We start from the raw sequence: 21813 nt of genomic DNA on the forward strand, positions 1-21813 counted from the left end.
GCGTCATTACAACGAGGAAAGACCTCACAGTTCACTGAATTATTTACCGCCAGCTGAGTACGCAAAACAGGTGGCATAAAAACTGAAATCTCATTGAAAATGTGGTGTTATTTCAGGGGAAAGGTCAGCTCGCGTCAAATTCACTCTCCCCCTGAAACATAACGCCCGCCTAAACGCGAGCAACTTGTTGCGAGTCCAGCGGACAAAGGCCGCGTTGTTTAAGGCGTTTGTTATGCTTATTTTTTAACTATTTGCTCTGCCGGAGTTGAAGCCAGCGATGCAGCACAACCACCATGCATATTTATATATTGTGAAACTAAATTGAAGCCTACCCAATAGGCTGCGTGATTAGGGAATTTTGACTCGTCCTCACCGCCAAAATATACCGGGTAGCTAAATTTTGTGCTGTTTAGTTCCGGTCGCATTTTCTCATAGAGCGTCACCCAATCTTGATTCTGAATACCATTGAACAGAGAAGGAAGTTTACTACCGTTAAACTTGGTCTCAAAATGACAAGCTAAGCCCTCTGCCACAATATTCTGTAGTAGTGTTTTACACTCTACACCGGACGAAGCCCTAACCACATGGTGGATTTCATGCGCTATCACAGCAGGCAACTGAACATTAATTATATCGATAAGGTCTTCTCGGTCTGTATCTAGCATTAGATCAATAAGATATGGCGTAGTAACACACCCCAAGATACCGCTCTTAGTTCTATATTCTTCGGAGCAAGGGCTTATGACGATATCTAGGTTTGGTAACTTAAGGTAATTCTGGATCTCGCTTAGGGCACTAAGTGCTTTAGACTCTAAAGCCTCAATAACATGGTTGAATTTTTCACTGGCATTTAAAATGTTTATTTTGATACTCATATTCTTCCATGAAAACATAACTATTGATAAGCATAACGCCCCCCAATGTGCACCGCTTGCGGCATCGCTTTTGAGCGGTTTGTTAGTCGCTTCATCTCGCAAATACCGTGCTGATGCGCTTCGTAATGAAGCTATCTTAAATTCAACCTAATGAAGCCTTGGTTTCCTCAAAGCCATTTTGAAACCCATCAGAGAAGCCCGGAAGCGCAACAGCGACAACTAAACACAGAGACGCGGCGAGCATCGTGTTTCGATTGTTTTTCTTATACCCAACGACCATTAATACAACGAATGAAATCAATAAGATAACTTCTAAATAGAACATTTTCAGATTCCTAAGTTAAGGTATTACAGCAATTCGGTTTTCCAGATAACCATTGCCCCACTCACCGCTCAAGCACCTCACCCAGCCACTCAAATATATCGTCCTCTGAGACTCGCATAAGTGAGTGGCCCTGGCCGGGGTAGATCTTAAGCTCGTACTCGTGTCCGCTTTCGTCCAGCGCGGCGGCCAGCAGGTGGGCCTGTTCTACGTCCACTTTGTCGTCCTGGTCGCCATGTAGTATCAGTACTGGCACCTGAGGCAGCTCGTCGGCCCAGTAGACGACTGAGCGGTCTATCATCGCTTGCTCGCGGTTTTCAGCAAAGTTGGGGACCCGGTTTTGGTAGACCTGGAGCATTTCCGGGCGGGTTACCAGGGATTGTTCGTGGTCGGCTGCGCCCATCTCGAAAATCAACGCATGGATGTCGTCGCGCCCGCGTGCAACCTGCATCATTTGGCTGGCGCCCCGACTTGAGCCCCACAGTGCAATGCGGTTCTGGTCGACGTGGTCCATGCCCTTGACGATAGACAGAATGGTTCGTGCGTCTTCAACATCGACGCCACCAAATTCGTCGTCCGCACGCAGGTTGCTGCCGATAATGGTATAGCCCCGGTCCATCATTCCCATGTACCGGGCATACAGGTTCAAAAAGGTAATCGCACCGAATCCGCCGTTACCGCCGCGGTGATAAACCAGCACCGGCGTGTCTTCGCTATCACTGCTACCTGCATTAGGGGGGCGCACCATAAAGCCGGGTACTTCGACACCGTCTACCTCGTAGGTGAAACGTATGCATTCAGCCTGACGTTGCCGCATTGCAAACACCTGGTCACTAAAAAGGCGATCCACAGCCTCTCTGGACATGCCACTGAGTTCCCGCGCCATAGTGCGCAAACGCTCCGCGTCATCAAACGGTGGAGCGAAGCAGTCATGCTGGCTGGTCATGCCTTCATAGCTGCTGAAAGACTGCTGCAACTCCCCTGAATCAGCAACAGCCGACGTTGCAGTCGCCAAAAAAGTGAGAGAAATAAGTGGTACCGCAAGCAGTGACGTTTTGAACATGGTGATTTTCCCTTACCCTGGTTTGTAGCCGTATGCAGGTTATAGCGCCCACGCTACCGCCCCTGCTAAGAGCTGCGCAGATTCGATCATGCGGGTGCTGAAATTGAACAGAGGTCGATGGGGCTGTACGCTCTAATCCGTTAAAGCAGGCTGCACGTGGAGGGCAATTGTAATTATTTCGTTAAGTTGAAAATCCAGATTATAAGGTTCACTTTGCGATTGCAACCCTGACACTTGCCGGGCCGCGGGCATAAAAAAACCCAACCGATTGGTTGGGTTTTTAGGTTCATACCTAAACTGAAAGTAAGCTAAAGGTTACTTCTTCTTCGCCTTTTTGTTCGGCAAGTCAGTGATTGAACCTTCGTACATTTCAGCGGCAAGGCCAACTGATTCATGCAGCGTTGGGTGAGCATGAACGGTCAGCGCGATGTCTTCGGCGTCGCTGCCCATTTCGATGGCCAGGCAGATTTCGCCCATCAGTTCGCCAGCGTGTGAGCCAACAACTGCGCCACCAATCAAGCGGTCGTTTTCTTTATCGAAAATCAGCTTGGTGAAGCCATTGGTTGAGTTAGACGCAATGGCACGGCCCGATGCTGACCATGGGAAGGTTACAGCTTCGTACTTAACGCCCTGCTCTTTGGCTTCTTTCTCAGTCAAACCTGCCCAGCACACTTCCGGGTCGGTGTACGCAATAGAAGGAATCACCTTAGGTTCGAAGAAGTGCTTCTTGCCTGCGATGTTCTCAGCCGCTACGTGGCCTTCGTGAGTCGCTTTGTGCGCCAGCATTGGCTGACCAATGATGTCACCAATGGCGAAGATGTTGTCAGCGCTGGTGCGCAGCTGGTTATCGGTTTTGATAAAGCCTTTGTCGTCAACTTCAATGCCGGCTTTGTCGGCACCAATTTTCTTACCGTTTGGAGTACGGCCAACCGCGACCAGAACCGCGTCGTACTTAACTGGCTTGTCTGGTGCGTTTTTGCCTTCAAAGGTAACGTGGATGCCGTCTTTCTTGGCTTCAACTTTAGTTACTTTGGTTTCAAGCATGATGTTTTCATACTTGGTTTTCATTTCTTTGGTGAAGACTTTGATCAGGTCTTTGTCGGCCGCTGGGATCAGCTGGTCCATGAACTCAACCACGTCCAGTTTCGAGCCCAGTGCGCTGTAGACACAGCCCATTTCCAGACCGATGATACCACCACCAAGAATCAGCATTTTCTCTGGTACGAATGGCAACTCAAGTGCGCTGGTTGAGTCCCAGATACGCTCGTCTTCATGTGGAATGAACGGCAGTTCGACTGGCTGTGAGCCGGCTGCGATAATGGCGTTGTCAAACTTGATAGTGGTCTCTTTGTCGCCAGACACTTTCAGTTCGTTGGCGCCGGTGAATTCACCTTTACCGGTAACTACTTTCACTTTACGCATTTTCGACATCTGGTCGAGGCCGCCGGTTAACTGGCCGACTACTTTTTCTTTGTGCGCGCGAATTTTGTCCAGGTCGATCTTAGGTTCGCCGAAGGTTACACCATGGTCGCCCATGTGCTTGGAATCTTCGATGTGCTTAGCTAAGTGCAGTAGTGCTTTTGAAGGAATACAGCCAACGTTCAAGCAAACACCGCCTAAGGTGCTGTAACGTTCAACCAATACCACGTCGAGGCCTAAATCGGCCGCGCGGAATGCTGCTGAATACCCGCCAGGTCCTGCGCCTAGCACTACAACCTGAGTTTTAATCTCGTTACTCATGATGACCCCTATAGTTAACCGTTTAACTTACCCGGGTACTTAATTGACCCGCTCATCCGGTAAGCAACCTGTTAGTCCAAAATTTTGTACATATAGATACAAATTGCGCGAAATGGGCAATATTGTACCGAGAATTTCATCCAACGTCTTGTCCATTCGCCGCCTAATTCGCTCGAATGACGGCAGCGAACGGACAAAAGCCGCCTCAATCACAGGCGGCTTTTCAATCACTACAGCAGTAGCTTGCGAATATCAGACAGCGCGTGGTTCAGATACGTAGTGAACCGCGCGGCGACTGCGCCGTCAATGACACGATGGTCGTAGGACAGGCTCAGTGGCAGTTTCAGCCGCGGCACAAACTCGCTGCCGTTCCACACTGGCTTCATCTCGCTTTTCGACACGCCTAAGATAGCCACGTCCGGTGCATTCACGATTGGTGTGAATGCGGTACCGCCGATACCACCTAAGCTTGAAATCGAGAAGCATCCGCCCTGCATGTCAGCCGCTTTCAGCTTGCCGTCACGCGCCTTGACGCTGATCTCTGATAACTCTTCGGTCAGCTGCTTGATGCCTTTCTTGTCGACATCACGCACCACCGGCACGACCAGACCATTTGGCGTGTCTACGGCAATACCGATGTTGACGTATTTTTTCATGATCAGGTGTTCGCCGTCTTCATGCAGCGACGAGTTGAACACCGGATATTCGCGCAGTGCCTGAGCACAGGCTTTCATGATAAACACCAGCGGGGTGAACTTCATGCCAGACTTAATTTTCGCCTGGTATTCGTTCTCCGACTTCCGGAAGTTCTCAAGCTCAGTAATGTCCGCTTCGTCAAACTGCGTCACGTGTGGAATAGTGACCCAGTTGCGGTGCAGGTTCGGTCCGGAAATACGCTGAATGCGTGACATCTGGACTTTCTCGACCTCACCGAACTTTTCAAAGTCGACTTTCGGCTGCGCGATGACCTGCAGGCCACCTTCACCACCGGTACCCGGTGCTGCTGAGGCTTTCGGCCGTGACAATTCGTATTTCACAAACTGCTGCACGTCTTCTTTCAGGATGCGGTCTTTCGGTCCGCTGCCTTTCACCTGGCTTAAGTCGACACCGAATTCACGGGCCACACGGCGCACGGACGGTGACGCGTGGACAATGCCATCGCTCTGCCCTTTGCGCCCAAGCGGGTGATCCGGTACTGGTGGCTTGCGTGAACGCGAGCTGTGCGTTTCACTCTTACCTTCACTTTCGCCACTGTCTTTATCTTCGTTTGAAGATTTTTTATCGTCGCTTGAATCTTCAGTTGACGACTTGCTTGAGCTGCTGGCACTGCTGCTGTCGCTTTTCGCTTTCGAGTCAGCTGAACCTGAGTCTGACGACGCGGAGCTTTTGACTTCCAGCTTAATCACCAGCGAGCCCTGTTTAACCTTGTCACCTTCTTTCACCATCACTTCTTTGACCGTACCGCCTTGTGGGCAAGGCACGTCCATGGTGGCTTTGTCGGTTTCCAGGGTGATCAGACCGTCTTCTGCTTCAACGGTATCGCCTTCTTTAACCAACACTTCAATCACTTCAACTTCGCCGTCTTCACCGATATCCGGTACTTCAACGTCGATAATTTCAGAACCACCGGACTCGTCGCCGGAGGCTTTTTCGTCTTCTGAATCTTCGTCGTCCGACGCTGTATCTTCAGCTGAATCGTCGTCATCAGATGATTCATTTTCGTTTGAAGATTTTTTATCTTCTGATTCATCTTCATCTGAAGACTCCTCAGAATCATCCTCATCCGAACCACCCGCCTCGGCGATCATCGCCAGCAGGTCGCCCTCTTTAATTTTATCGCCCACCTGGACTTTAAGGTCCTCGATGGTGCCACCAAAAGGTGCCGGGATATCCATTGACGCTTTATCGCTTTCAACAGTAATCAGCGAGTCTTCAGCGTCAATGCTGTCGCCTTTGCTGACCAGTACCTCAATGACTTCGACTTCTTCGCCACCGACGTCGGGGACTTTAACTTCTTTTGCATCTGCCATAGTAGCCTCCGTTACGCGTGCAGTGGGTTGATCTTGTCAGCGTCGATACCGAAGTCTTTGATAGCTTTCGCTACCACTTTCTTATCGATATCACCCGCTTGAGCCAGTTCAGCTAACGCTGCCACAACAATGTAGTCTGCGTTCACTTCAAAGTGACGGCGCAGATTCGCGCGGCTGTCTGAGCGGCCAAAGCCGTCAGTTCCCAACACCCGGTAAGGTCCTGGCACCCAGGCGCGAACCTGGTCAGCGTACAGCTTCATGTAGTCGGTTGCGGCAATCACCGGCCCTTTACCGTTCTTCTCTAAGACGTCGGTAATGTAGGCAGTTTTTGCTTTCTTGGTTGGGTTAAGCATGTTGTAACGCTCAACGTCCAGACCATCACGCGCCAGCTCGTTCAGTGAGGTGGCACTGAAAATGGTGCTGCTGACGTTGAAGTCTTTTTCCAGAACCGCGGCGGCTTCACGAACCTGCTGCAGGATGGTGCCAGAACCCAGCAGGCGCACATGGCCTTCGGCTTTCTTGGCTTTTTTCTCATCCAGCTTGTAGATACCGCGCAGAATGCCTTCTTCTGAGCCTTCCGGCATTTCTGGTTGCTGATAGTTTTCGTTCATCACCGTGATGTAGTAGAAAACGTTTTCGTTCTCATCATACATCCGACGCAGACCGTCCTGGGTAATCACTGCCACTTCGTAGCCGTAAGTCGGGTCGTAGCTGATGCAGTTCGGTACAGTGTTGAACAGAATCAAGCTGTGGCCGTCCTGGTGCTGCAAGCCTTCGCCGTTCAGCGTGGTGCGACCGGCAGTACCACCGATTAAGAAACCACGGGTCTGACTGTCACCGGCTGCCCAGACCAAGTCCCCCACACGTTGCGGACCGAACATCGAATAATAGATGTAGACCGGGATCATCGGTTCGTTGTTGGTTGAGTAGCTGGTACCGGCAGCAACCCATGAGGCTAATGCACCCAGCTCGTTGATACCTTCCTGCAGTACCTGACCTTTCTTGTCTTCACGGTAGTAAGCGACCTGATCGGCATCCTGCGGGGTGTATTTCTGACCCTGGTGGGCATAAATACCAACCTGGCGGAACAGACCTTCCATACCAAAGGTACGGGCTTCATCCGGAATAATTGGGACCACGCGCTGGCCGATTTTCTTGTCTTTCAGCATCGCGGTTAAGACACGAACGAAGGCCATGGTGGTCGAAATTTCACGATCCCCTGAACCTTTTAAGACTGAATCAAAAGCTTTCAGTGAGGGTACTTCCAGCTCTTTATCGCTGTTTCTGCTGCGCACTGGCATGAAGCCACCGAGTTTTTCACGGCGCGCCTTCATGTATTTGTACTCTTCGCTGTCCTCAGGGAAGCTGTAGTACGGGATATCTGCCAGATCTTCGTCTTTAATTGGAATATTGAAACGATCACGGAAGTGCTTAATCGCATCAATGTCCATTTTCTTGACCTGGTGAGCCACGTTTTTACCTTCACCAGCTGAACCCATGCCATAGCCTTTAACGGTTTTAGCTAAGATCACCTGTGGACGACCTTTGGTGTTCACGGCTTTGTTGTAAGCGGAGTACACTTTTACAGGGTCATGGCCACCACGGTTGAGGCGCCAGATATCTTCGTCTGACAGGTTGGCCACCATTTCTTTGGTTTCCGGGTACTTACCGAAGAAGTGCTCACGGGTGTAAGCGCCGCCTTTGGCTTTGTAGTTCTGGTATTCACCGTCCACGCTCTCTTCCATGACCTGGGCCAGTTTGCCTTCGGTGTCACGGTACAGAAGCGGATCCCAGTAGCGACCCCAGACCACTTTAATCACTTCCCAGCCTGCGCCGCGGAAGGTGCCTTCCAGTTCCTGAATAATCTTGCCGTTACCACGTACCGGGCCATCCAGGCGCTGCAGGTTACAGTTCACGACGAAGGTCAGGTTATCCAGCCCTTCGCGGGTGGCCAGGCCGATAGCACCCAAGCTTTCTGGCTCATCCACTTCACCATCACCTAAGAAGCAATAAACGCGCTGCTTGGAGCAGTCTTTAATGCCACGGTCCGTAAGGTATTTTAAGAAACGTGCCTGATAAATCGCCTGAATAGGACCAAGGCCCATCGACACAGTCGGGAACTGCCAGAAGTCTGGCATCAGTTTCGGGTGCGGGTAGCTTGGTAAGCCATCGCCATCAACTTCCTGACGGAACTTGTCCAGCTGCGCTTCGGTGATACGGCCTTCAAGGAAAGCACGGGCATAAATACCTGGCGAGACGTGACCCTGAATAAAAAGGAAGTCACCGCCGTCTTCGTCCGTTGGTGCACGGAAGAAGTGGTTGAAGCCGACATCGTAGAGCATCGCTGATGAGGCAAAACTGGAAATATGACCGCCCAGCTCGAGTTCTTTTTTCGATGCGCGCAGTACCATCGCCAGTGCGTTCCAGCGGATAGCGGCACGGATCCGTGATTCCAGCGTGTGGTCGCCTGGCATCACTGGTTCCTGACTCACCGGAATAGTATTCAGGTACGCCGTGGTCGGCTTGTACGGTAAATACGCACCGCTGCGGCGCGCTTTATCAATCAGTTCTTCAAGCAGGAAGTGGGCGCGCTTTGGCCCCTCAGCTTCCAGCACACCTTCTAAGGCCTCAAGCCATTCCAGCGTTTCCTGTTGATCGATATCGTTCTTTTCTTGTTCAGCCATAATGATTCCTTAACTCTTTCACCGACTCTTATCACCGGTGACGGTGATTCATCTTACGATGCTTCTACTGTTCACTGCGCCGGCTTGCTCGCTGCTGACGCTGGTGATCACGATTTAATTGCAGCAGAGTAGCCTCAATATAGGTCAGATGCTGATGACATGCATCGCGTGCCTGCTCGGGCTGCCCTGCTAAAATAGCCTCAACAATAGAGGCCCTGTGCTGTTGTAATTGGGTTCGTATTTCACTGCGGCGGGTCAGGACGTCCAGGTTTTGCCGCATGTTCTCCATTAAAATATCCTGCATGCCACGCACCAGATGAAGCAATACCACATTGTGGGAAGCTTCAGTGATGGCGACATAGAATGTCATTAAGGCTTTGGCTTGTTCGGCCACCCCTTGTTCCGCTGCCTGAGTCGCCGCATCAAAGCTTTCTTCAATGCGGCGATGGTCGTCATCGGTGCCACGTAGCGCAGCATAATAAGAGGACACCCCTTCCAGGGCGTGACGAAACTCGAGCAGGTCATAATGGGCTTCCGGATTTTGCGCCAGCAAAGCAAACAGAGGGTCAGTGACTTTCTGATGCAACGCACCGGAAATATAGGTACCGCCACCCTGACGCCGGGTTACCAGACCTTTTGCTTCGAGTTTCTGAATGGCTTCCCGCAATGAAGGACGCGACACATCCAGTTGACGTGCCAGCTCGCGCTCAGACGGCAAACGTTCGCCGGCCGCATAGGTGCCGTCGACGATTAAGCCTTCCAGTTTTTCCATGATCACGTCGGACAATTTGAATGCCTGTACGCGCGATAAACCTGTCATCCTGATGTCGCTTCCTTAAATTGGTCTTACCAATAGACCTATTTTAAATCGTTCGACTATAAAACCCAAGTAAATCATGCCGCAGATTGGTATGACCAGCGCAACCGAGGCGGCAATCCAGAGTTTGTAAACCTTCCACCCCACTCAGGACAGCCAGCCGAGTAAGGTTGCCACCGCCGTGGCTGCCAATAAAAAGGTCATTGTCCGCTTAGCGAGCTTAAGCATCGCACAAGGCTCGTCGGTCAGGTCTTCGTGTTCTGCCTGGTCCTCGGCGCGCTCGGCGATGGTCTGTAAATACCCTGCATTTAGTTCGGCATCTTTGCCGAAACCTTTCAGCCAGACAGGCAAGGCCCGGTTGAAATGGCCTACCAACAAATAGGCAAAACCTGCGACCCGCACCGGCACCCACTCCAGCCAATGCAGAATACGGATAAAGTGGCTGTTCTGTTCAATGGTAGCGGTTTCTGCTTCAATTGCCTTGTCTGCGGAGGCATTCTTCGTTTGTGCCTGCGCCTGGGCATGCCGCGAATCACGCACTAACGCATAGAGTAGAGCCCCTGGCGCACCAAAAACAATAAACCAGCAGCACACCGCAAAATAGTAGCGAAAATTCAGCCACACCAGGTGCCCACCAAGGGTGGTGGCTTCCGCGTCCGGGTTCGCCGCGTCCAGCTCTGCTTTTAACTGCTGACAACCTGCATCGTTGTTGCGATGTGCCTTATGCAGGTAATCGCGGACCAGCAAGCGCTGCGGCGAACACCCTAAGGTCACCACCAGTACCAGAATATTCACTAACAATAGCAATAAAGCGCTGTCCTGCAGCCATAACAGAACTCCCAGGATCACTGCCGGTGCTACCCACAGCAGCACACTTCCGGCGGGGTCGCTGATTGCTCTTTGCAGTGGAGCGTGGTTGCGTGCCTGTTTGTGCAAAAAACGGCCCCAGCTAACTGCCAGCATCCGTGATTGCCAGCGTTGGCGCTGGCGTAAACTGCGATCAATCAAAATGGCGATGAGCAGTGAGAGAATAACCATGGCTAGCTGTTGTCCTTGTTGTTATTTGTTTTGAAGCTCGCCTGCAAAGCCGCAGCGCAGGGTTCCGGTTGAGCCTGGCACTGTGCTGCTAATGCCTGCCAGTCAAACCCGGGACCGGGGTCTGTTTTACGCCCCGGCGCGATGTGTTCATGGCCGGTCACGGCATGCCCGGCTATCTGCGGATAGGCAGTACGGAGGGCATCAATCAACTGACCCAACACCCGGTACTGTGCTTCGGTATACGGAATGTCGTCGGTGCCTTCCAGCTCGATTCCTATCGAAAAGTCATTGCAACGTTCGCGCCCGTGCCAGCTTGAAACCCCGGCATGCCAGGCTCGTTTGTCAAAAGGCACGTACTGAATAAGCTCGCCGTCACGGCGGATCAGGCAATGCGCTGACACTTTTAGCCCGTCCAGAATGGCGAAGTCAGGCTTTTCAGTGCAGTCCAGCGTGCCCAAAAACAGCTGATCGATATAAGGCAAGTCAAACTGCCCTGCAGGCAGGCTTATGCCATGCACCACAACCAGCTCAATGTCGCTGCCTGGGGGCCGCTCGTCGCAATGGGGCGAAGCACGAAAGCTCGCCGTTTCTACTTTATGCTGTGATACTCTAAGCACGAATACCCTAGAATGTTGATTTTATAGACCAGTATCAAGTATCCAAGGTCTTAGTGTAAAGGTAAAGCGAAGGTGGTTGTGGTATGAGCAGCTCGGACTCAAGTGCGCGTATCGGTAAATGGTTTGCCGGGTTAGCCTGGATTTTCCTCCTGGTGGTGTTGTACCTGTGGTTTGGCGACCTGCTGCAGAAGCAGGAAAACCCCAATCAGTCAGTCGCCAGTTACCAGCAGGACGGCCGTGCCGTGGTTGAATTAAAGCAGAATCGTTCCGGCCATTATGTCGCCAACGGCGCCATCAACGGTCAACAGGTGACCTTCATGCTCGATACCGGTGCGACCCAGGTTGCTATCCCGCAAACCCTGGCTGCAGAGCTTGGCCTTGCCCGGGGCAACCCGGTCATTGTACGCACTGCCAATGGCACCGCACGCGCGTATACCACCACCATTAATGAACTTCGGTTAGGCGATATCCGGCTTCACGATATCGCCGGGACCATTGTTCCCGGCTATCAGTCGGAGCAAATATTGTTGGGCATGAGCGCGCTGAAAACGTTAGAATTCACCCAACAGAATCGTGTTTTAACGATTTATCAGTAACTCATTACCCGTTAAGTTAAAGAAGGCAAGCCATGAACGAGATCCAGCCGCAGGTGCTGCAACAGCAGATAGAAGCCCAGGTACGTCTGGCCCTGAGTGAAGACCTCGGCGGCGACATCGATATCAGCCGGGATATCACTGCGCAGCTTATTAATCCGTCCACCACCGCTAACGCGCGCGTTATTACCCGTGAAGACTGCGTCTTTTGCGGTAAGGCCTGGGTGGATGAAGTGTTCGCCCAGCTCGGTGGCGATGTCAGTATTGCCTGGCGCGTCAACGACGGTGATGAATGTGCGGCCGGCGATACCCTGTTCGAGCTCTCCGGCCCGGCGCAACAACTGCTGACCGGCGAGCGCAGCGCGCTCAACTTTGTCCAGACTTTATCGGCGACTGCCACCCAAACCGCGCGCGCGGTCGATTTACTGCAGGGCTTCGCCACGCGCTTACTCGACACCCGTAAAACGCTGCCTTGCCTGCGCTTTGCACAAAAGTATGCGGTTGCCTGTGGCGGCGGTAAGAACCATCGCCTTGGCCTGTTTGATGCGTACTTAATTAAAGAAAACCACATCAGTGCCTGTGGTGGGGTCCAAGCAGCCGTGCAAACCGCTCGCCAGCGCCACCCCGAGCGTTGGGTTGAAGTTGAAGTCGAGAGCATGGACGAACTTCAGCAGGCACTGGACGCTGGTGCCGATGTGATCATGCTGGATAACTTCAGTCTGGATGATATTCGCCGCGCGGTAGACCTCACCGCAGGTAAAGCCAAACTGGAAGTGTCCGGCAACGTCACCGCCGATCAGCTGCGCGATTACGCGGCAACTGGCGTTGATTTCATATCCTCCGGTGCGCTGACCAAGCATGTGCAGGCAATCGACCTGTCAATGCGATTTGCCAATATGGGCTAAGCCCTGCACTGACCTCGAGTTAATAAGAAAAGGCTGCCTTCGGGCAGCCTTTTTGCGTTAAGGCGTACAAGGTCCGGCTGGCCGCTTTGGGCTTACAGGCTATTACTTAAGCATAGGGGTCTTTTGTGTCGATCTGCTCGTCCACAGGACCCGGATTAACGTCACTTTGCTAAGGATAGCGCTATGAACTTCATTACCTTTGGCCGCCAACGCGGCTTTAACCTGATTGAACTGATGATTGTGGTCGCCATTATTGGCATTTTAAGTTCGGTCGCCATACCTGCCTACACCGATTACACCCAGCGGGCACGGGTCAGCTCCGCACTGGCGGGGGTCGCCCCCTGGCTAACCTCAGTCGCGCTGTGCTGGCAAATGGAGAGTCAGCTCAGCAGCTGCCATTATGGGGGGAGCCACGTTGCCATGCCGGGCGACTTACCCCGCGGTATTACCAATGCGACCACCACCGGCAGTACACTCACGGTCACCCTGGATGCCAATGACCGCAGCTCGCAACCGATTCTGGTCCGCTATACACCAGATACCTCAAGTGCCGGCTATCTCAACTGGACCATCGGGTGTTCCGACTACGATGACACCGCGCGTCCGGTATCCCGGGTGACCGAATGCACTGAGGCAATACTGTGACCCCGCTCCCGGCCGACTCGGCGGCTGAGCGGCTGGTCAGCCAACTGGTCCAGCGCTGTGTTCAGTCTGCGGCTTCTGACTTACACCTTGAGCCTACGTCCACCGGCTACCGGGCGCGGTTGCGCAGCATGGGTCAGCTTAAGGTGATAGAGAGCATTGATGCTCAGTTAGCGCCGCGTGTAGTCGCGCATATTAAAGTCCTGGCGCAGCTTGATATCACCGAACGCCGGTTACCGCAGGATGGGCGTTGCCGCTTTCAGTTACCGGGCCAGTTGGTCGATTGTCGGGTTAATACCTTACCCACCTTAGGCGGCGAAAAGCTGGTATTACGGTTACTTGGTGTCGGCAATGCCAACCGCTGCCTGAGTGAGGCGGGTTTATTACCCAGCCAGCGCAAAACTGTCGACGGCATTCTAAATCACCGTGAAGGGCTCATTCTGACCACTGGGCCAACCGGCAGTGGTAAAACGCAGACTTTATATACGCTGCTGCAAATGCTCAACCGCGAAACCACCAATATCAGTACTGTAGAAGACCCGGTTGAAGTGGACCTTCCCGCCGTCAATCAGGTCAGCGTGCAACCGTCACTGGGCCTTACCTTCGCCCAGGTACTGCGCGCGTTAATGCGTCAGGACCCGGATATTCTGATGGTCGGTGAGATCCGCGACGCCGAAACCGCCAGTATGGCCTGTCAGGCTGCGCAAACCGGCCATTTGGTGTTGGCAACCTTGCATGCGGCAAGCCCATTAAGTGCCCTGATCCGATTGCAGCAACTGGGGGTTGATGGCTATCAGCTTGCTGCAAGCCTGTTACTGCTGATGAACCAGCGGTTGGTCAGCCTGACTGAGAGCAAGCGTATTGGCGTCTTTGAGCTGGTGCCAATGACCGACAGATTGCGCATGGCGCTGCTGGCTAATCCGAACCAGACCCATTACTGGCAAACGCTGGCCAATGCCTGTGTGGCTGATATCGACCTTAAGCAGGCCCAGCAGCAACACCTGGCGGAGCTGGTCGGTGTTTAGGAAAACCCTGCGCGCCTGGCACTGGCAGGGTCGTAACCGGCATGGGCTTAAGTTGCGAGGTATTGCCTTTATCCCGCCACAATTACTGCGCCTGCAACTGTGGCAGCAGGGTGTGCAACTGGTCTCGACCCGGCTGGTGCGTCAACGCCCCTTGCGCGGCAAACGGCTGCGTAGCTGGCAACTTGATTTCACCGCCGCCTGGGCCAGTTTACTTAATTCGGGGTTGAGCCAACTGGATGCTTTTCGGCTTTTAATGGAGCAGGCTCAGCATGCGGAAGTCAGTCAGTGGTTACACAGCCTGCTGGCAGCACTCCACAGTGGCAGTAGTTTGCACCATAGCCTGCAACGCAGTGCGGCTGGGTTCTCTGCGCAATACTGCCGGCTGGTCGAAGTGGGTGAACAAAGCGGCCAGTTGCCACAGGTACTAAGCCGGCTGCAGCAGCAAATGGAACAGTCCGCGGCGCAAGGCAAGGCGGTTCGTAAAGCCCTGACCTACCCCCTGATAGTGCTCACGGTGGCTGTTATGGTGGTATTTGCAATGCTTTACTTTGTGGTACCTCAGTTCGCCCAATTGTATCTGCAAATGGATGTGGCTATTCCGCCTTCCACGGCCTCGCTGCTGGCTTTAGCAGATGCGCTGCGCGAGCCAGCCAGTTGGTTACTCCTGCTTCCGCTCGCTGCGCTGTGGCCGCTTAAACGCGTCTTCCAGCACAGCATGGGACGTTCCCCGCTATTTGTACGCTGGCTCTATCAGCTTCCGGGTATCGGCAGTCTGCTGCTGCGTCAGCATTTAACCGCTGACTTTGCGACTCTGCAACTTGCCTATGCCAGTCATTTACCGCTGACCGACGCGTGCCAGCTCACCGCGCGCAGCTGCGAGTCGGCGTATCTGCGTCAGCACTGGCAACGCTGCACCCAATTACTGGCCGGCGGTAGTAGCCTGTATGAGATTCTGCAGCAAAACCCCTGCCTGAATCAGGAACAGCTGCGCATCATTGACCTTGGCGAACGCAGTGGCCGGCTAAGCGAACAGCTGGAGCGCTTGACCCAGCAACTGGCGGATCAGGTTGAACAGGTCCAGCAGCGTATTCTTAAAGCCCTTGAACCGGCATTTCTTGCTATTACTGGTGTTATTACCGGCGCTATTTTAATGGCGTTGTACATACCGCTCTTTCAGCTTGGCCAGTTGGTGGGGTAAACTGGCCTCATTGTGCAAGGAGCCAACTGTGACTGAACTTATTTTCGCTGCACTGCTCGGCCTGTTGCTGGGGAGTTTTTTTAATGTGGTAATTGTCCGCCTGCCGCGGATGATGGAGCTGCAATGGCAACTCGACTGTGGCCAACCGAAGCCGCCTCAGGGGAAACCCTATAACCTGGCCTGGCCGGGCTCGCACTGCCCTGCCTGCAAAACCCCCATTAAAGCCTACGACAATATCCCCTTGCTCAGTTACCTGCTCCTGCGCGGCCGGTGCCGCCATTGCCAGGCCCGAATCCACTGGCAGTATCCGACGGTTGAACTGATCAGCGCCCTGGTCCCGGTGTTGTGCATTCTCCAGTTTGGCCCGACCCCGCTCGCAGCGGCCTATAGCGTGCTGCTATGGGGGCTGCTGATATTAAGCGCAATCGATTTACGCCACTTACTGCTGCCTGACCAACTCAGTTACCCGCTACTCTGGCTCGGCTTACTCGCTTCGGTTAGCGTGCTGCCAGTGGAGCCGGTTGACGCTATGTATGGTGCTGCCGCAGGTTACCTTTCGTTATGGCTGGTTTACTGGGTGTTTAAACTATTGACCGGTAAAGAAGGACTTGGCTATGGCGATTTTAAGCTCCTGGCGGTACTTGGGGCATGGTTCGGCTGGTCCATGTTGCCGCTGATCATTTTAAGTGCCTCCTTCGCTGGGGCCTTGATGGGGATTGGTCTGCTGGCAGTGCAACGGCACCAACGGGGATCACCGTTGCCATTTGCGCCTTTCCTCGCCATGGGTGCGGTCATCGCGCTGTTCTTTGGTGACCCTATTTACAGCTGGTACTGGCAGTGGGCGGGGTTTGCATGAGTAATTTCGTGGTGGGCGTCACCGGCGGTATCGGCAGTGGTAAAACCACCGTCACCGATGCCTTCGCCGCCAAAGGTATTCCGGTTATTGATGCCGACGTCATTGCACGCGAAATGGTTGCTGCCGGCAGCGACTCGCTCAGCGACATTGCCCGCCATTTCGGGCCGGACATACTCACCGCACAAGGCGAACTGGACCGGGCTCAACTGCGGCAGCGTATATTCGCCGACGAGACCGAAAAAGAATGGCTCAATCAGTTACTTCACCCCCGTATTCGCCACGCCATCGAAACCCGGCTCAACGACGCAGATGCAACGTATTGCATCCTCTCAGCCCCTTTATTGCTGGAGAATAAACTCACCTACCTGACGGACCGGGTACTGGTTGTAGACGTGCCTGAGAGTCTCCAGATCGAGCGCACCATGGCCCGTGACAATAACAGCGAGGCTCAGGTCGAGGCGATTATTGCGGCGCAGATGCCACGCCAGCAGCGGCTGGCCCAGGCTGATGATGTGTTGAGCAATGACGGCACCGTCGCGGACGTGTATGATCAGGTTGAAGTACTTCATCAACAGTATCTTCAGGCTGCTGCTAGCAAGCGTCAGCAATAAACCTATTTTTAGATTCAGACAGGCAGGATTATCAGTGTATGAGTAAGCAATCGGCTCCCCTCATTGTGCAATGCCCAACGTGCGACAAGCCAGTGGTATGGCAGCCAAGTTCAGAGTTTCGTCCGTTTTGCAGCGAGCGCTGCCGACTGATTGATTTAGGTGAATGGGCGAACGGGGAAAAAGCAATTGCCGGGGATCCACTGCCGCAGGCCGTGAACCCGGATGCTGATAAAGAGGACGATGGGTGGTAATTGCTTACCGCTGGCAGTCGCTAACCTAGTCTTCCGCCAGCAGGCGTTCGATGATCGGCTCATTGGCTTGCGGAAACGGATAGGCTTCCAGTTGATGGCGCGGGACCCAGCGCCACTCCTGCCCTTCGAGCCCTTCAACCTGGCCGCTAAAACGAGTCACTGTCCATACATCCAGGCGCACTCGTTTGTCACTGTAAGCATGTTCGACCACGGTTAATGGCGCGGACTCTTCCACCACCAAATTCATTTCTTCACGCAATTCACGCGCCAGTGCATCCTGCACCGTTTCCCCGGCTTCCACTTTACCGCCAGGGAACTCCCACAGGTTGCCCTGATGCTGGTGCGCCGCGCGGCGACTTAGTAAAAACTCACCGCGCGTATTCTCAACCACACCTACCGCGACGTGGACAACGGGCTGCGATGCCATCGGTTAGCTCAGCTTACCGTGGCATTGCTTGTATTTCTTCCCTGAGCCACAAGGGCAAGGGTCATTACGCCCTACTTTTTCGCCTTCGCGAACCTGCGGCTGGCCTGTTGGCGCCCCCACCGGTAATGGTTTATCTGCAGCATCGTTGTTCGCACCGCTGGTTGCGGCACTCTCGTGCTGGAAGCTACGTTGTCCGGCGTCTGCTTTACGACGTTGCGCTTCGACCGCTTCCACGTCTTCTTCAGCCCGTACCTGAACTTTACTTAAGATACCGACCACATCAACTTTCAGTGCTTCCAGCATTTCCATAAACAGGGTATAAGCCTCACGCTTGTACTCCTGCTTTGGATTTTTCTGGGCATAACCACGCAGGTGAATACCCTGACGCAAATGGTCCATGGCTGCCAGATGCTCTTTCCAGTGCTGATCCAGGCTCTGCAACATGACCGCTTTCTCAAACTGACGCAGCACTTTTTCACCGACACGCTCTTCTTTCAGCTTGTAGGCTTTATTCGCTTCTTCAATAATCCGCTCGCGCAGAACTTCTTCAAACAGTTTGTCATCGTTGTCGAGCCATTGCTGCACTGGCAGCGGCAGGTCAAAGTCAGCACGTAAACGCTCTTCCAGACCACTGATGTTCCACATTTCGTCCAGTGAACCCGGCGCAATGTACTCGCTGATCACATCATTTAGCACGTCGTCGCGAATACGTTCGATGGTTTCCGCCACGTCGCCTTCGTCGAGCAATTCGTTGCGCTGCTCATAGACCACTTTACGCTGGTCGTTGGCGACGTCATCGAACTCAAGCAGTTGCTTACGAATATCAAAGTTGCGCGCTTCGACCTTACGCTGAGCATTTTCAATCGCTTTAGTCACCCACGGGTGTTCGATCGCTTCGCCGTCTTTCATGCCCATCCGCTTCATCATTGAAGCCATCCGTTCAGAGGCGAAAATACGCATCAGTGGATCTTCAAGGGACAGGTAGAAACGTGATGAACCCGGGTCACCCTGACGACCGGCACGGCCACGCAGCTGGTTATCAATGCGGCGTGATTCATGGCGTTCGGTGCCGACAATATGCAGACCGCCCGCTTCAAGTACCGCGTCATGGCGCTTTTGCCATTCCTGCTGTGCTTTTTCGATAGCGTCTTCGCTGGCATCGCCCATGCCTTCGAGCTCGGCCTGCCAGTTACCACCCAGCACGATATCGGTACCACGACCAGCCATGTTGGTAGCGATGGTTACAGCGCCCGCCTGACCTGCCTGGGCAATGATTTCAGCTTCCTGAGCATGGAACTTGGCGTTCAGAACCTGGTGCTTAATTTTTGCCTGTTTCAGCAACCGTGAAACCAGCTCTGAACTTTCAATTGAGCTGGTACCCACCAGTACCGGACGACCTTGCTCGCGGCATTCCCGAACATCTTCGACAATGGCTTTGTACTTGTCTTCAGCAGCGAGGAAAATCAGATCAGGACGGTCATCACGAACCATAGGTTTATTGGTTGGAACGACTACGGTTTCCAGACCATAAATTGACTGGAACTCAAAGGCCTCAGTGTCAGCAGTACCGGTCATACCGGCCAGCTTTTCATAAAGACGGAAGAAATTCTGGAAGGTAATCGACGCCAGCGTCTGGTTCTCGTTCTGGATCTTGACCCCTTCTTTGGCTTCAACTGCCTGATGCAGGCCTTCAGACCAGCGACGCCCTTCCATGGTACGCCCGGTGTGTTCGTCAACGATCACCACCTGGTCTTCTTTTACAATGTAATCGACGTCACGCTGATACAGGTGGCGCGCGCGCAGCGCCGCATTGACATGGTGCAACAGGGTAATGTTCGCCGCTGAATACAGCGACTGACTGTCGTCCAGCAACCCTTCTTCACGCAGGATATCTTCAATATGTTCCTGACCATGCTCGGTCAAATGCAACTGGCGGGCTTTTTCGTCGATAGTAAAGTCACCGACCTCGCCCACTTCGTTGCCATCTTCCATCAGCTGCCGGGTCAGCTGCGGCACTATGGTGTTCATTCGCTTATACAGCTCTGAGCTGTCTTCGGCGGCACCGGAAATAACCAGTGGGGTCCGCGCCTCATCGATTAAGATCGAGTCGACCTCATCCACAATCGCGTAATGCAGTGGGCGTTGTACGCGGTCTTGCGGGCTAAATGCCATGTTGTCGCGCAGGTAGTCAAAACCAAATTCATTGTTGGTGCCATAGAGCACGTCACAGGTATAGGCATGCTTCTTCTCGTGCGGCGCCATACCAGCGACGTTACAGGCCACAGTCATGCCCAGAAACTCAAACAACGGGCGGTTCCAGTCCGCATCACGACGTGCCAGGTAATCGTTCACTGTAACGATATGGACACCTTTGTCGGTCAGCGCATTCAGATACGCCGACAACGTTGCGGTCAGGGTTTTACCTTCACCGGTACGCATCTCGGCAATCCGGTTATTATTCAGGATCATGCCGCCAATTAACTGCACATCGAAATGACGCATTCCAAAAACGCGTTTACTCGCTTCGCGCACAGTTGCAAACGCTTCGGGGATTAGATCATCCAGTTTAGTGCCATCACTCAGGCGTTGCTTAAACTCGTCTGTCTTTGACCGTAACGCGTCATCGCTTAATTGCTCGTATTCACTTTCCAGCTGATTGACCTGGATAGCCACTTTGCGTAACTGGCGAATAATGCGGTCATTACGGCTACCAAACATGCGTTTAAATAAACTGCTGATCATGAGTTCTTATCTGTCCTAAATCCGTTATAAGTAGTGTCTGTTTGCTTCTACTGTGAAGCCAGACGGCGTTGCACATGGCTACTGGGGTTTACGTGGCGCCCGTTTTCTATTACTTCATAATGTACGTGCGGCCCCGTTGAGCGGCCTGTATTACCAACCGCGGCAATCGACTGACCACGGGTGACGACGTCGCCCACCTTAACATCAATCCGGCTCATGTGGGCGTAACGAGTTCGCAGTCCACCACCGTGGTCAACTTCGATCAGATTCCCGTATCCAGCACGACGACCCGCAAAGGTAACAATGCCTGCGCCGGTGACCACCACGGGTGCGCCTTCTGAACTGGCAAAATCAACTCCCCGGTGCATCCGCGGATTCCCATTAAAAGGGTCTTTACGAATACCGTAGGGTGAAGACAACCAACCAGTCGTAATCGGGCGCCCTGCAATTTGTCTCTCATCATTCATATGGTGATTAACCATCACAGACTCAAGTAGGCGAAGCTGTTTTTGTCGTTCTTCCAGCTGCCCCAGCATCGCATCGATGTCATTTAACACCGAATGCTCAGTGTCACTCGGCCATTCGGCAACGGTAACTTCAGGACCACCGACCGGCATTGGTTGTGAGAAATTGAATTCACCAGGTTCGAGCTGAGCTACTTCTGTTAACCGTTGGCCCAAGGCTTCCAGGCGCAGCAGTTGTGACTGCATCTCACCAACCCGCATGGTCATCGCCATCAGTTCCTGCTCAGCGTGACGACGCACTTCGCGTACAGCTTCACTTTGTAAAGCCAGTTGCTGCTTCTCGTCGCTAATGCGATGCTGCGCATAGGTGGCATCCAAACCGTCGCTGGCCCATGGCTGATAATAACTAACAACCAGAAATGCACTCAGACCGGCTAGCGACAACAAACGTCGACGCGAGAACCGTAGTCCGAACTTCACTTTCCTGCCACGATAAATAATTGATAAACTCATGCTAATACTCTTTTCTGTGCCGAGAACAAAATGATCCGCAAGCGAGCGCGAGACATTCGCCAAATTATGCAACAAAGCCGCCTGAGCTCGGTGCAGCAACGCACGGAGCAGTTTCAGCTATGGCAACGCGTCTGGCAGGAGTCTCTGCCTGCGGACTTAGCGCCTTTTTGTCGTTGTACCGCGGTATCTCAGGGCGTTATTAAAATCGCTGTCGCCAGCGCGGCCTGGATTCCACGGCTTCGCATGTTAGAGCCCCATCTTATTGATTATTTCAATCAATTTCTAGAACAACCTGTCCATGCGACCGAAATCAAAGTGGACCCTGGGTTTAGCCAGCGCCGCTAATTTCGCCTGCCTTAAAATGCGAAAAGCGGTGTCCTTTAGGGACACCGCTTTTTTT

The 21813-nt window shown here is 53.2% G+C and carries 21 protein-coding genes; 10 read left to right on the top strand and 11 right to left on the bottom strand.

The window, feature by feature from the left end:
• The coding region (locus CWE12_RS04610) for an integrase core domain-containing protein (RefSeq protein WP_133306974.1) at positions 1-79 on the top strand (79 nt) is incomplete at its 5' end.
• A 157-nt stretch (positions 80-236) separates the two neighbouring features.
• Here CWE12_RS04610 and CWE12_RS04615 read toward each other — a convergent pair.
• The 8 genes from CWE12_RS04615 to ampD form a co-directional block, all read right to left on the bottom strand.
• Positions 237-875, bottom strand: a complete 639-nt coding sequence (locus CWE12_RS04615) for a DUF2268 domain-containing putative Zn-dependent protease (protein WP_157981926.1) — start codon at positions 873-875, stop codon at positions 237-239.
• Positions 876-1261: 386 nt separating this feature from the next.
• Positions 1262-2260, bottom strand: a complete 999-nt coding sequence (locus CWE12_RS04625; protein ID WP_126788528.1) for an alpha/beta hydrolase family protein — start codon at positions 2258-2260, stop codon at positions 1262-1264.
• 315 nt (positions 2261-2575) lie between these two features.
• Positions 2576-4000, bottom strand: a complete 1425-nt coding sequence (gene lpdA / locus CWE12_RS04630) for a dihydrolipoyl dehydrogenase (RefSeq protein WP_126788529.1) — start codon at positions 3998-4000, stop codon at positions 2576-2578.
• 230 nt (positions 4001-4230) lie between these two features.
• Positions 4231-6030, bottom strand: coding sequence for a dihydrolipoyllysine-residue acetyltransferase (gene aceF, locus CWE12_RS04635; RefSeq protein WP_126788530.1), 1800 nt, complete (start codon positions 6028-6030; stop codon positions 4231-4233).
• 11 nt (positions 6031-6041) lie between these two features.
• Positions 6042-8714 carry a pyruvate dehydrogenase (acetyl-transferring), homodimeric type gene (gene aceE, locus CWE12_RS04640; RefSeq protein WP_126788531.1) on the bottom strand — a complete coding sequence of 891 codons (2673 nt, stop codon included), beginning with the start codon at positions 8712-8714 and terminating at the stop codon, positions 6042-6044.
• A 64-nt stretch (positions 8715-8778) separates the two neighbouring features.
• Complete coding sequence (gene pdhR / locus CWE12_RS04645; protein WP_126788532.1) at positions 8779-9534, bottom strand: pyruvate dehydrogenase complex transcriptional repressor PdhR; 756 nt, start codon at positions 9532-9534, stop codon at positions 8779-8781.
• 144 nt (positions 9535-9678) lie between these two features.
• Positions 9679-10569 carry a regulatory signaling modulator protein AmpE gene (gene ampE / locus CWE12_RS04650; RefSeq protein WP_126788533.1) on the bottom strand — a complete coding sequence of 297 codons (891 nt, stop codon included), beginning with the start codon at positions 10567-10569 and terminating at the stop codon, positions 9679-9681.
• A gap of 2 nt (positions 10570-10571) precedes the next feature.
• Positions 10572-11186: a 1,6-anhydro-N-acetylmuramyl-L-alanine amidase AmpD gene (gene ampD / locus CWE12_RS04655; RefSeq protein ID WP_126788534.1), complete on the bottom strand. Its 615-nt coding sequence runs from the start codon at positions 11184-11186 to the stop codon at positions 10572-10574.
• Between the two features lie 83 nt (positions 11187-11269).
• Here ampD and CWE12_RS04660 point away from each other — a divergent pair, with 83 nt between their 5' ends.
• The 8 genes from CWE12_RS04660 to yacG all read left to right on the top strand — a co-directional run bounded on the left by CWE12_RS04660 (position 11270) and on the right by yacG (position 17267).
• A complete protein-coding gene (locus CWE12_RS04660) occupies positions 11270-11782 on the top strand; it encodes a retropepsin-like aspartic protease family protein (protein WP_126788535.1) in 513 nt (170 codons plus the stop codon).
• A 32-nt stretch (positions 11783-11814) separates the two neighbouring features.
• Entirely contained in the window at positions 11815-12684 is an 870-nt protein-coding gene (nadC, locus tag CWE12_RS04665; RefSeq protein ID WP_198675693.1) for a carboxylating nicotinate-nucleotide diphosphorylase, read from the top strand.
• 183 nt (positions 12685-12867) lie between these two features.
• Complete coding sequence (locus tag CWE12_RS13705) at positions 12868-13329, top strand: pilin (protein ID WP_126788536.1); 462 nt, start codon at positions 12868-12870, stop codon at positions 13327-13329.
• The gene (locus CWE12_RS04675; protein WP_126788537.1) at positions 13326-14351 is read left to right on the top strand and encodes a GspE/PulE family protein; all 1026 of its coding nucleotides are present in this window, start codon (positions 13326-13328) and stop codon (positions 14349-14351) included. The genes CWE12_RS13705 and CWE12_RS04675 overlap by 4 nt, the downstream gene beginning before the upstream one ends.
• A complete protein-coding gene (locus tag CWE12_RS04680) occupies positions 14344-15549 on the top strand; it encodes a type II secretion system F family protein (RefSeq protein WP_198675694.1) in 1206 nt (401 codons plus the stop codon). The genes CWE12_RS04675 and CWE12_RS04680 overlap by 8 nt, the downstream gene beginning before the upstream one ends.
• 28 nt (positions 15550-15577) lie before the next feature.
• On the top strand, positions 15578-16405 hold the full coding sequence (locus CWE12_RS04685; protein WP_241984136.1) for a prepilin peptidase: 828 nt from the start codon (positions 15578-15580) through the stop codon (positions 16403-16405).
• Positions 16402-17016 (top strand): dephospho-CoA kinase, encoded by a 615-nt coding sequence (gene coaE / locus CWE12_RS04690; protein ID WP_126788539.1) that lies wholly within the window; start codon positions 16402-16404, stop codon positions 17014-17016. The genes CWE12_RS04685 and coaE overlap by 4 nt, the downstream gene beginning before the upstream one ends.
• Before the next feature lie 38 nt (positions 17017-17054).
• Positions 17055-17267 (top strand): DNA gyrase inhibitor YacG, encoded by a 213-nt coding sequence (gene yacG, locus CWE12_RS04695; protein WP_126788540.1) that lies wholly within the window; start codon positions 17055-17057, stop codon positions 17265-17267.
• A 25-nt stretch (positions 17268-17292) separates the two neighbouring features.
• On the opposite strand, the gene mutT is transcribed toward yacG, so the two are convergent.
• From mutT to CWE12_RS04710, 3 genes are read right to left on the bottom strand one after another with little or no spacing between them, the layout of a single operon-like run.
• On the bottom strand, positions 17293-17694 hold the full coding sequence (gene mutT, locus CWE12_RS04700; RefSeq protein WP_126788541.1) for an 8-oxo-dGTP diphosphatase MutT: 402 nt from the start codon (positions 17692-17694) through the stop codon (positions 17293-17295).
• 3 nt (positions 17695-17697) lie between these two features.
• Positions 17698-20436: a preprotein translocase subunit SecA gene (gene secA / locus CWE12_RS04705; RefSeq protein ID WP_126788542.1), complete on the bottom strand. Its 2739-nt coding sequence runs from the start codon at positions 20434-20436 to the stop codon at positions 17698-17700.
• A gap of 47 nt (positions 20437-20483) precedes the next feature.
• The gene (locus CWE12_RS04710; RefSeq protein WP_126788543.1) at positions 20484-21413 is read right to left on the bottom strand and encodes a peptidoglycan DD-metalloendopeptidase family protein; all 930 of its coding nucleotides are present in this window, start codon (positions 21411-21413) and stop codon (positions 20484-20486) included.
• A gap of 30 nt (positions 21414-21443) precedes the next feature.
• Between CWE12_RS04710 and CWE12_RS04715 the strand changes: the two genes are divergently transcribed.
• The gene (locus CWE12_RS04715) at positions 21444-21758 is read left to right on the top strand and encodes a DciA family protein (protein WP_126788544.1); all 315 of its coding nucleotides are present in this window, start codon (positions 21444-21446) and stop codon (positions 21756-21758) included.
• Positions 21759-21813: the final 55 nt, after the last annotated feature.

This window comes from Aliidiomarina sedimenti (assembly GCF_003986955.1).
Classification (GTDB): domain Bacteria; phylum Pseudomonadota; class Gammaproteobacteria; order Enterobacterales; family Alteromonadaceae; genus Aliidiomarina; species Aliidiomarina sedimenti.